An 11,911-nucleotide genomic window follows, 5' to 3' on the forward strand; every position below is an offset into this window, starting at 1 on the left:
AAATGACATTTGGTATATTAGGTGGAGATTTTAGGTACAAATTTTTATATGATATGCTATGTAATGAAAACTATTTAGTATATTCATACAATAATAAATATATAGAGGATAAAAATAACCATACCCTAGATGATTTCCTAAAAAAAATAGATATATTAGTAGTTCCTATCCCCTTTACAAAAGATAATAAAACTGTATTTAGTGTAGATAATGATATAGTTGATATTGATTTACTAACTAAAAAAATAATTAATTATAATATAAAAATAATATTTGGTGGTGTAATAGATAAAAAAATTATCGAATATCTAAACCAAAATAATATTAAAACAATAGATTTTTTTGAGGATAATTCCATAGCAATATTAAATGCTATACCTACTGCCGAAGGTGCTATCCAAGTAGCTATAGAGCAAAGCTTTAAAACACTATTTAATAGCAACTGTTTGGTACTAGGGTATGGAAGATGTGGTAAAATTTTATCTAATATGTTAAAAGGAATAGGAGCAAATGTTGATGTAACATATAGAAAAGAAGAAGATTTGGCTTATATAAAAGGATATGGCTTATCTCCTGTTTATTTATATAATATAACAGATATTATACAAAAATACGATTTTATATTTAACACTATTCCTTATGAGATACTAAATAAAGATGTATTAAATAAGGTTAATAGGGATACTGTTATAATAGATTTAGCTAGTGCTCCTGGTGGAGTAGACTACAATTTTGCTAGAGATTTAAACTTAAAAGCTATATATTGCCCAGGGCTTCCTGGGAGAGTTGCTCCATATACAGCTGGTAAAATATTAAAAGATAAAATACTCCAATATTGCAATGAATATTTTAAATAACTTCTATTAACAAATATCCATAAAAAATAAGTAGCTAACATTAGCTACTTATTTTTTATAAGTATTATTTATTTTCAAAAATATGTGTCATATCTAATTTTTCCCAAGGTAAATCTAAGTCATTTCTACCAAAATGTCCATAAGCTGCTGTTTGCTTATATATAGGTCTTTTTAAATCAAATTTATCTATAATGGCAGATGGGCGTAAATCAAAGTTTTCTTTTACAAGCTCTGCTATTTTATCATCAGATATTTTACCTGTTCCATAAGTATTTACTAATATAGATAAAGGCTTAGCAACACCAATAGCATAAGCTATTTCTATTTCACATTTTTTAGCTATTTTACTAGCAACAATATTTTTAGCAACGTATCTAGCAGCATAAGCACCAGAACGGTCTACTTTAGTAGGGTCTTTACCAGAAAATGCTCCACCTCCGTGGCTAGCATATCCACCATATGTATCAACAATTATTTTTCTACCAGTAAGCCCACAATCCCCTTGAGGTCCACCAATAACAAACCTACCTGTTGGATTTATATAATATTTAGTTTCTTCATCTAAAAGCTCTGTTGGTATAACTGCATCTATAACGTGTTTTTTAATATCATCACATATTTGTTTATGGCTAACATTTTCATTATGTTGAGTAGATATAACAATAGAGTCTATTCTTACAACCTTTTCATCATCGTATTCAACAGATACTTGGCTTTTACCATCTGGTCTTAAATAAGATAATGTACCATTTTTTCTAACTTCTGAAAGACGTCTTGTCAGTTTATGTGCAAGATATATAGGCATAGGCATATAATCTTCTGTTTCATCACAAGCAAAACCAAACATCATACCTTGGTCCCCTGCACCTGTATCGTTTTCATCTTCATCTTCTCTAGTTTCAAAGGCATTATCTACACCTTGAGCTATATCTGGAGATTGTCCTTTTAAAGATGTCATAACTGCACAAGTGTCACAGTCAAATCCATATTTTGCTCTATCGTAACCTATACCACGCACTGTTTCTCTAGCTATACTGTCTATATCTACATAACAATTTGTTGTTATCTCTCCTGCAACCATAATAAGACCTGTTGTAGCAAGTGTTTCACAGGCTACCCTAGCATTAGGGTCTTTTGCTAAAATACTATCTAAAATAGCATCTGATATTTGGTCGCATATTTTATCTGGGTGTCCTTCTGTAACAGACTCAGATGTAAATAATCTTTTCATTTATATTCCTCCTAAGACATTATATAATATATTAAAATACTGGATTTAGTAACTAAATTTTACTAATAAAAAAAAGCCATTATGGCTTATACAATTAATCCTCATCTTCCATAAAAATGGGGGATTTAGCACCAATACTAAAAAGCTGGTTGCTGGGTATCATAGGGCCCGTATCCCTCCACCTCTCTTGATAAGACACATATTTAATACATACTAATTATATATTATATATGAAAAAAAGTCAATAATTAATATGTATTAAATATTAAAATAAGCCAAATAGCCTTCCTTGAAATGTATTTCTTGTATTTAACTCTTTATTTATTCCATTTAAAACTACCTTTTTATTTAAGCTCCATTTAGGTTCTACCAAAGTAGCTTTATCTCCATCACCAGTTATTCTATGTATAACAATATTAGGTGGTAATATTTCTATGCAAGATACTACTATATCTATATACTCTTCTAAGGTTAGTGTTTTAAAAGGCTTTTTAACATACAATTTATGTAAAGATGTATCTTTTATAATATGTAAAAGTTGTAGCTTAATACCTGATATATTAAATTTAGATACATACTTTATAGTATTTAACATATCTTTTTTATCCTCATAAGGCAAACCTAAAATAGTATGAACTATTATATCTATATTATATTTGTTTAACATTTTTACACAATTTTCAAAAACTTCATTCTCATAACATCTATTTATTAGTTGTATACTCTCTTTTTTAGATGTTTGAAATCCAAGCTCTATACAAACATATATTTTTTCATTTAGTTTAGATAGAAATTTTGCTATATCTTCTGTTATACAATCTGGCCTAGTGGCAATAAATATACCTACTACGTCTGGTAGGTTAGATGCTTTAGTAAATATTTCTTTTAAGTAGTCTAAAGGGGCATAGGTATTTGTAAAGGCTTGAAAATAAGCTATGTATTTACCATTTTTCCATTTTTCATTCATTTTTTTCTTGCTTATTTCAAATTGATTTTCTATATCTAAACTTCTATCTCCTGCAAAGTCGCCAGAACCTTTTTCACTACAAAATATACACCCACCATAAGATAAAGTACCATCTCTGTTAGGACAAGTAAACCCACCATCTAAAGCAACCTTTATTATTTTATCTCCAAATTTTTCTCTAAAAAATCTATTAGCATTATTATATCTTATTTTATTATTCATTATAACCTCCAAACACTATATATAGTTTTTACACTTTTTTATCTACATAACTATTTTCCAGAATATAGGCATTTTTTCTAATTTCCACAAAGTTTTAAACATATCAACACTAATCCACACAACAAAATATAGTGTCCACTTTGAAAATTTGTTGATAAATATATAGTTTTCCACATATATTTGTTAATAAATATACCCTACATATACTATTCTGTATAATACTACCTATAAAAATCTTCTTTATGTACTACTTTAGCTAATGTAAAATAACATATATTATTAGCTCCTGCTTCTCTAAGAACCTTCCCACAGTTATTTATAGTACTCCCTGTTGTGTATATATCATCTATTAATAATATGTTTTTATCTTTTATTATGCCAGTATTTAAAACTTCAAATACACCTTTTACATTTATACCTCTTTCATCAAAAGAAACTTTGCTTTGAGCTAGAGTATTTTTATTTCTTATAAGATTTTCTTTTTGGATAGGGATATTACATAACTTAGACAATTCTTCTGCTATAAGTTCTGCTTGGTCATATCCTCTTTTTTTCTTCTTTTTAAAATACATAGGAACACATATTATATAATCATATTTTTTTATATCTATTTTTGATAGCTTATTATACATCATTTTAGCAAAAACTTTAGAATACTCTCTCATATTATTATATTTTAGCCTAAGTATAGAAAATCTGGTTACATCATCATAACAAAATACTGACAAGTTAGGTTCTTTGTCATCTGTTATAAAATCTATATTCATATAACAATATTTACATATACTATCATCTTCATTTAAAGGAATAATCTCTTCACAAAATACACATTTATTAGGGTATATAAAATCTAGTATCTTATTAAAAATCTTTAAAAACATAATATACCCCTTATATAAACTTAGATAAATTTATAATTCTATCTTTTAAATATGTGTACCTACTTACTTCTCTATCATTATCAACCATTTTATTTAATGTAGATTCTACACCAACTATAACGGCTAGCTCTTTTGCCCTTGTAACACCTGTGTATAATAAATTTCTTGTAAGTAACATAGGTGCCCCACTATGTATAGGCATTATAATAGCTTTATACTCGCTCCCCTGAGATTTATGTATTGTTATAGCATAGGATAAACTTAACTCATCTAGTTGAGTAAAATCATATTTTATATGCTTACAATCATCAAATATAACTTCTATAAATTCATTTTTGTTATCTATTTTTCTTATTATTCCTTCATCTCCATTAAATATACCCATTCCTTCATCTATATAGATACCATCTTTTATTATTTTCCAATCCATACTATAATTATTTTTTATTTGCATAACTTTATCCCCCTCTCTAAAAATAAGATTTTTAAAATCTTTCTCATTTTTATCTTCACTAGGAGGGTTTATTGCATTTTGCAAAATATTATTAAGATTTTCTATACCTATTGGAGATTTTTTCATAGGTGCTAGCACCTGTATAGTCCTTAAATCTGATATATTTAAAAATTTAGGCAAACGTTTAGTAATAAGCTCAATAATTGTATTATTAAGGTCGTCCATATTATGTCTTCTTAAAAAGAAAAAATCTTTATTTACTTCATTTAATACAGGGTATTGCCCATTATTTATTCTATGTGCATTCATTACAATAGCACTTTCTCTGGCTTGTCTAAAAATTTCATTTAGCCTTACAACTTTTATACAATCACTATTTATTATATCCTTTAAAACATTACCTGCACCAACAGAAGGTAACTGGTCTACATCCCCTACCAATATAAGCCTTGTACCATTAGCAACAGCTTTTAATAATCCGTTCATTAATAATATATCTATCATAGAGCATTCATCTACTATAATAACATCTGCCTCTATTGGCATATCCTCATCTTTTTCAAAAGATTGCCTTTTTTTATCTTCTTGTAAAAAATTTATACCTAAAAGCCTATGTATAGTTTGAGCATCTAGCCCTGTTGCCTCAGACATTCTTTTAGCTGCTCTACCCGTAGGTGCACATAGCTCTATTTCATATCCTTCATTTTTAAACATAGATATAATAGAATTTATAGTAGTTGTTTTACCTGTACCTGGACCACCTGTTATTACCAAAACACCATTTACCATAGCCTCTTTTATGGCTTGTTTTTGATTGTTAGCAAGCACTATATTGTTATCTTTTTCTATATTTTTTATCCACATATCATAGTTTTTGCTATATTCTGTTTTATTTTTAGCAAGCTGTAAAATTTTTTTAGCTACGTAACTTTCTGCATAATAATAAGAATTTAAAAACACTATGTTACCATTTTCTGTTTTTTCTACACATATTTGCCTTTCCATTTGCAATTTAAATAAATTTGGCAATAAAATATCTTCTGACACCCCTAAAATATTTTTACTTTCTTGTATTAATACATGTTCTGGCAAATATACATTACCAAAACCATTGGCACTATGGTTTAAAATATATTTTATCCCTGCTTTTATCCTATATTCAGACTCTTTTTCAATACCTATTTTTTCTGCTATATTATCAACTATTTTAAAGCCAACTCCAAACATTTCATCTGATAATCTGTATGGGTTTGTTTCTATAATTCTTATAGTATTTTCTTTAAAATGCTTATATATTTTCATAGCAAAAACTGCTGTTATCCCATATCCTTGCAAATAAATTATAGCTTTTCTAAGCCCCTCTTGCTCTGCAAATATTTCTCCTATTTCCATAGCCTTTTTTACACTTATTCCCTTTATTTGAGATAGCTTTTCTGGTTTTTTTTCTATAATATTTAAAGTATCCTCTCCAAATTTTTCTACTATTCTTTCTGCTATTGTTTTTCCTATACCTTTTATAGCACCAGATTCTAAATATTTTTTTATACCTTTTTCTGTTTTTGGTATACTTTTTTCATATATATCCACTTTAAATTGTTTCCCATATGCAGAGTGATTTATAACACTTCCTGTTAATATTATATTTTCTCCTACATTTAAATTTGCTACATATCCTACACAAGTTATTTCTGCTTCAGGAAAAATATCTCCATATTCCTCAGAATATATAGAAAAAACAATATACCCGTTTTCTTCATTTTTATATATAATATTTTCAACTGGACCCTCTATTTTTATAATTTCTTCCATAATATATCACCAATTTTTTATTTTAATTCTATCATAAAATGCTATTTTAGTAAATTATTTAATTTTTATCAATAAATAAACATAAAAATAAAATGCTAGAAGTAAATTTCTAGCATTTTATTTTTATGTTTATTTATTTTGTTCTGTTTTTTGTGTATCTTTTTCTTGCCATTTATCAAATTGCTCCATCACTTTATCATAAGTTTTTTGAGATATTTCTGGCAATTTATCTCCCCACATTTTTTCTGCCTTTTTAAATCCTTTTTCTACTGCATCACGCATTTCTTGTATTTTTTTAGGGTTATCTCCAGAAACCGATTTTGCAAAACTTAATATTCTTTCAGATGTTTGGTTTACCCCATAATAACCATCTTCTGATATATCTTTTTTTGCTTTATATAAATCTTTTGAATCTGTTGTTAAAATTTTATAAAAGTTATCATTATAACCCTTGTTAACAATACCAACTTTATTAGACTGCTTTAAAAATGTACTAGAAACTAATGTTTCAAAGTTTCTTGTTTGCTGTTCTGCTTGTTTTACAATATAAGATATTTGTTTTCTTTGGTCATTTTTAGAAAGTGGCTTTTCATATTTATCAGTAGTACTTTCTGCCTTGTTAGTTTCATCTTTTTTTGATGGTTGATTAACTTCTTGGTTTACATTGTTTTTTATATCTTTTGTATTAGCAACGTAATTAACTGAAGACTTAAAAATATTGTTTATCATAAAACTACCTCCTCATACTTTATACAATATATATCGTCATATTATATAAAATATTAATATAGTATTAAAAAATTTCTTCTGTGTTAATAATCATCGTTTCATATTCAAATGTATTGTTATAAGCATTAACATAAAAAGGATATTCGTTACCTTTTATATAAAATCTATAATATGGTAAAAAATAAAATGATATATTTTCATTATCTTCTTTTAAATAATACCCTAAATCTATATCTCTTATATATATTTCTTCATCACCTACAAGTTTTTTTATTTCCTTAGAAAATGTGTACATAGCTTCATCAACAGAACAAATATTTGTTTTTTGCCCTATAACATCTGACTTTTCATAGTTATTAAAGTATATATTTATTTTACCATCTTTAAATACTTTAATATTTAGGATATTATTAAATACTTTATAACCATCTATTTTTTGTATGTAAGATATAAATAAATAATCTTCTTCTTCCACTATTCTATCTAAATACATTTTACCATACACTTCTTCTATACGTTTTTCATATTCTTGTGCTATGTTTGTACCATTTTCTTTATTATAGTTAAAATCTTGTTTTTTTTCTAAATCTTCAAAATATACAAACAAATTATTTACTTTTAAAATTTTTTCATCTTGTTTAAATATAGTATCTTCAAATTTTTCTGTTCTAATAAGTGGCTTGTTAATATCAAAAAATATTTTCTGTAAAAGTAACTCGTCGTGTTTTTCTTTTTTCATACCAATCTGTGGCATAGGTTTATATTTTTTAGGTATATCTGAATATACTTTTATATTTTCATTTTCTAAATAATATATTATTGTATTTTTCTTTTCTTTAGTTATTTTATATTTTTCTTCTAATAAAAAACTAAGTTAAAATAAAACTAAATTTAATACTAATAAAAATATGATTATATAATTTTTAGCTAGCCTTGTATCCATACCTATCCTCCATATGTTACATTTTCAAAATAAGCCTCATCTTCTATCCCTATAAGCCATTTTATATTAATAGGCTCATTTATAGTATCAAATTTATAAACTAATTTCATTTTATTTATATTAAAGTTATCCCCAAAACTATTTTTATTTACTAAAAAATCATCTATAGCTTCTATAAAGGATTTTTCTACGGGTACATATTCTTCTTTTAATGTAAAATCATATACTAATTTTTTATATTTAGAAACTATATTATCCTCTACTGTAACCTCTATCATACTCTTCATATCCGTTTCTTTCTTTTTATTTTCTGATAAAATAATAGGAAAATTGTTTATTTTATAATCAAAATAAAAAGTAGTTTTATTTTCATCTATCTCATAATCTTTTAAAAAATATTCATTTTTTATATTAGTATCCTTTGCTAAAAATTGTATAGCTATATTATAAGGGCTATCCTGATTATTAATACTAATATTACTTTTATATTTTACATATTCTAAAACACTATTTGGATAATACTTTACAATAACATCTTCATCATTATAGGTATAAGTATTATTTATAAATGAGCTAGATTTTGTAATAGGATTTTCAAAAAATACATTTACATATTTTTCACTTTCCGATAATAAAATACCTCCATCTTGCTCTAAAGGACTAGTAGCTTCTATTGTATTTACATTAAAGTTTTCCCCTTTTGCTTTAGGTAAAAATTGATTATTGCTAAACAAAGAAATTCCACTTTCTTCACTTGATATATAATAAAAATCTTTATTATCTAGCCTATTAAAATCATTTATAATATTAAGTATATTTTGTCCTAAAGCCTCTTTAGATATTTTAAACTCATAAGCATTTAAAGATTGCGTTTCTAAAAATATAGTCTTTATATTATATTTATCATCTATAATAGGCTCTATAATAATAGTATCAAATTTATCTATTTTAGAAAAATGATTAGCTTTAATATTAAATACTTTATACATATCTTCGCCCTTTATATCAAAATCATAAGTGTATATAATAGACCTTTTGTTTAAAACTTCTTTTATATCAAAATATTGTATATAAGAAAAATCTCCATTTTTAATGCATAAATAAATTGCCTCATCAAACACTTTTTTATAATCTGTATTTGATATATTGTTATATTTTCTAATAAATTTGTTATTACCAGTATTTATTAAAATACTTTCTGCTAAATATAATGTATCTTTTTGTATATCAGTATCTTCAGACTTATTATTAATTAAGTTAAAAAGGCTATGGGTTGAAAAATTTTCAAACCATAGCCCAGTAGTCTGATAAATAGCTAAAAATATCAAAAAAGTTATAATAAAATTTTTAAATTTACTTAAATACATATTATCCCCTTTAAGTTATAAAGCTATTTTCTAGTTCTAGGTAAGATAATAGCTCGTTCTAATTCTTTTTTTATTTCGCTTTTTTTACGTGTAATAGATGTTGACACACTAGATTTTTTGTTTTCATTTTTAACATCTATGTCTATAATATTTTCACCAATAGCAAGGTTTATAGTTTGGCTAAAATACCCAGACGCACCAACAATTATCGTATATTTATCAACTTCTTTTAATTCCTCTTTTTTTTCTAACAATTTTTCATAAACAGAAATGGTAATAACATTACCTTCTTGTGCTTTTCCTGTAATTGTTCTAGTTTTATCAAAGGTAGGTTTAGCTTCTTTAGAAAAATCTAACCCACCTGTTATAGAAAATCCACTATTTACCTCATAATTAGAAGCAGAGGCTGCAAAAGCTGAAAAGCTATTAAAAAGAACTAAAAGAAAGATTGTAGCCAATGTTAGCATTAACTTTTTCATAACAGTCCTCCTTCCCTATTTATACTACTTTACAATAACATTATATAATAATATTATTACAGTTATATTACAATACTCTTACTTTTAATTTACATTGTAGTTTATAATATATAGTATTACCCTATTTTGAGAAGATTTTTGTTATAAATTTAGCTAAAAGTTTTGATTTTCATAGTTTAGGCTTAAAGTACTATCTGTATTCCTATATTTTTTAAATATTACCTGCATAGTTGTTCCTTCACCTACCTTGCTAAAGGCTTTTATATCCCCGCTATGCTCTAGCATTATTTCTTTAGCAATAGATAGCCCAAGTCCATTTCCACCCATTGCTCTGCTTCTTGCTTTATCAACACGATAAAACCTTTCAAATATTCTTCCTATATCTTCTTTAGGTATGCCTATACCGTTATCTTTTATATTAACAATAAAATTATCTATATTTTCTTCTATAAAAATTTCTATATTTTTATTTTCATAACTATATTTTATAGCATTAGATAATATATTATTTAAAACTTGATTTATCCTATCTGTATCAACCATTACTATCATATTTTTATTATTAGGCTCTTTTAATATTATTTGTTGATTTTTTTTACTAGCTATAATAATATTTTGTTTAACACAACCTAATACTATATCGTATAAATTTGATATTTTAAAGTTAAAACTAATCTTGCCACCATCTAAGCGAGAAAGCTCTAAAAGGTCATCTGTTAAAAACTTCATTCTATCTGATGCTTCATTTATAGTATTTAAAAAATCTATTGCTAGCTCTTTTTCTTCTATAGCACCTTCTAAAAGTGTTTCTGTATAACTTTTTATAGTTGTTATAGGTGTTCTTATTTCGTGAGAAACATTAGCAACAAACTCTTTTCTCATATCATCTAGCTTTTTTTGTCTAGTTATATCTTTTAAAACTATCATTATACCCTCTATAAAGTTGTTTTTACCAGTATAAGGTATAAGTACAACTTCTATATATTTTCCACCTTCATATATAGATATTTCTGTATTTTTATTAAGCTTTATTTGATTTTTAGGTAAATTTATTTTATATAAAAAATAATCTAAATTTATTTTATATTGCTCTTCTTCTTCTAATCCCATAAGCTCATAAAACTCTTTATTAGCGTGTATAAGGCTACCTATTTCATCAAAAGCTACAACCCCATCTGTCATATTATGCAAAACTATTTCTAGCTTGTTGTTTTCGTTTTCCATTTCAGATACAGTTTTTCTAAGCTCTCTAGCCATATGGTTAAAGCTCCTCGTAAGTTGCCCTATTTCATCTTCTCCTCTAACTATTATATGCTGTTCTAAATGTCCTTTAGCTAAAAGATTTGCCTTTTTAGTAAGTAGTGATATAGGTGCTGTTATTGTATTAGAAAACATACTTCCAAGGGTTACTGCCAATATTAAAGCTATAACAACTGCTATACCTATAGTATTAGTTGTTTGCTTTAGTGTATCATTTATATTAGATGCATCTATTTGTACGTATATAACATATTTTACATTTTTATTATCATCTAACACAGGGTATCCATAGCTTAGCCATTCTTTAACAACAGAATTTTCATCTAAACCTTTTTTAGACTTATTAAAATTTTCCTTACCAGATAAGGCTGATATAATTACAGAATTTTTATACTGATAAGGCCCTTGTGTTTCAGAAAAATTGGTACCTGCAATAGTTTTCCCATCTTTATCTATTATAGCTCCTTGTATATTTTGTGTAAAAACTCTTTTCATAAAAAGGTCTGTAAACCCGCTTTGAAAGTCATCTTCATCTTCATACTGGTCTATAATTTGCTCATTTATTGCTTTAGAAAAACTTTTAAGCTGTTCCTCTACTTTAGCTATTTCTTGCTTTTGTATAGTAAATATAATAAAAGTACCACTCACTATCATAACAATAAAAACTAATATAAAATATATAAAAATCAATTTAAAACGTACACTTTTCATT

General features: G+C 26.0%; 10 protein-coding genes and 1 riboswitch. Of the genes, 1 reads left to right on the forward strand and 9 read right to left on the reverse strand.

Annotated elements, in window-relative coordinates:
* The coding region (gene dpsA / locus R5Z65_RS05830; protein WP_317367749.1) for a dipicolinate synthase subunit DpsA at positions 1-857 on the forward strand (857 nt) is incomplete at its 5' end.
* 64 nt (positions 858-921) lie between these two features.
* Here the strand turns inward: dpsA and metK are convergent.
* The 9 genes from metK to R5Z65_RS05875 form a co-directional block, all read right to left on the reverse strand.
* A complete protein-coding gene (gene metK, locus R5Z65_RS05835; RefSeq protein WP_317367751.1) occupies positions 922-2,088 on the reverse strand; it encodes a methionine adenosyltransferase in 1,167 nt (388 codons plus the stop codon).
* Positions 2,089-2,186: 98 nt separating this feature from the next.
* A riboswitch (SAM riboswitch) is annotated at positions 2,187-2,285 on the reverse strand.
* Positions 2,286-2,353: 68 nt separating this feature from the next.
* On the reverse strand, positions 2,354-3,277 hold the full coding sequence (locus tag R5Z65_RS05840) for a TIGR01212 family radical SAM protein (RefSeq protein WP_317367753.1): 924 nt from the start codon (positions 3,275-3,277) through the stop codon (positions 2,354-2,356).
* A gap of 221 nt (positions 3,278-3,498) precedes the next feature.
* Positions 3,499-4,158, reverse strand: a complete 660-nt coding sequence (locus R5Z65_RS05845; protein WP_317367754.1) for a ComF family protein — start codon at positions 4,156-4,158, stop codon at positions 3,499-3,501.
* 10 nt (positions 4,159-4,168) lie between these two features.
* Entirely contained in the window at positions 4,169-6,421 is a 2,253-nt protein-coding gene (locus tag R5Z65_RS05850) for an ATP-dependent RecD-like DNA helicase (protein WP_317367756.1), read from the reverse strand.
* A gap of 129 nt (positions 6,422-6,550) precedes the next feature.
* Positions 6,551-7,150, reverse strand: coding sequence for a hypothetical protein (locus R5Z65_RS05855; RefSeq protein ID WP_317367757.1), 600 nt, complete (start codon positions 7,148-7,150; stop codon positions 6,551-6,553).
* A 64-nt stretch (positions 7,151-7,214) separates the two neighbouring features.
* Positions 7,215-7,889: a hypothetical protein gene (locus tag R5Z65_RS05860; protein ID WP_317367758.1), complete on the reverse strand. Its 675-nt coding sequence runs from the start codon at positions 7,887-7,889 to the stop codon at positions 7,215-7,217.
* 206 nt (positions 7,890-8,095) lie between these two features.
* Complete coding sequence (locus R5Z65_RS05865; protein ID WP_317367760.1) at positions 8,096-9,460, reverse strand: hypothetical protein; 1,365 nt, start codon at positions 9,458-9,460, stop codon at positions 8,096-8,098.
* A 23-nt stretch (positions 9,461-9,483) separates the two neighbouring features.
* Complete coding sequence (locus R5Z65_RS05870) at positions 9,484-9,939, reverse strand: hypothetical protein (RefSeq protein ID WP_317367763.1); 456 nt, start codon at positions 9,937-9,939, stop codon at positions 9,484-9,486.
* Between the two features lie 153 nt (positions 9,940-10,092).
* Positions 10,093-11,910, reverse strand: coding sequence for an ATP-binding protein (locus R5Z65_RS05875; RefSeq protein ID WP_317367764.1), 1,818 nt, complete (start codon positions 11,908-11,910; stop codon positions 10,093-10,095).
* Between the last annotated feature and the right edge of the window lies 1 nt (position 11,911).

It is taken from the genome of uncultured Tyzzerella sp., assembly GCF_963558545.1.
GTDB lineage: Bacteria > Bacillota > Clostridia > Lachnospirales > CAG-274 > Tyzzerella.

Bases quoted from the DNA above. Each gene is read 5' to 3' on its own strand.
- R5Z65_RS05845 (WP_317367754.1), bottom strand. From the start codon at position 4,158: ATGTTTTTAAAGATTTTTAATAAGATACTAGATTTTATATACCCTAAT.
- R5Z65_RS05855 (WP_317367757.1), bottom strand. From the start codon at position 7,150: ATGATAAACAATATTTTTAAGTCTTCAGTTAATTACGTTGCTAATACA.
- metK (WP_317367751.1), bottom strand. From the start codon at position 2,088: ATGAAAAGATTATTTACATCTGAGTCTGTTACAGAAGGACACCCAGAT.
- R5Z65_RS05875 (WP_317367764.1), bottom strand. From the start codon at position 11,910: ATGAAAAGTGTACGTTTTAAATTGATTTTTATATATTTTATATTAGTT.
- R5Z65_RS05870 (WP_317367763.1), bottom strand. From the start codon at position 9,939: ATGAAAAAGTTAATGCTAACATTGGCTACAATCTTTCTTTTAGTTCTT.
- R5Z65_RS05865 (WP_317367760.1), bottom strand. From the start codon at position 9,460: ATGTATTTAAGTAAATTTAAAAATTTTATTATAACTTTTTTGATATTT.
- R5Z65_RS05860 (WP_317367758.1), bottom strand. From the start codon at position 7,889: ATGAAAAAAGAAAAACACGACGAGTTACTTTTACAGAAAATATTTTTT.
- R5Z65_RS05840 (WP_317367753.1), bottom strand. From the start codon at position 3,277: ATGAATAATAAAATAAGATATAATAATGCTAATAGATTTTTTAGAGAA.
- R5Z65_RS05850 (WP_317367756.1), bottom strand. From the start codon at position 6,421: ATGGAAGAAATTATAAAAATAGAGGGTCCAGTTGAAAATATTATATAT.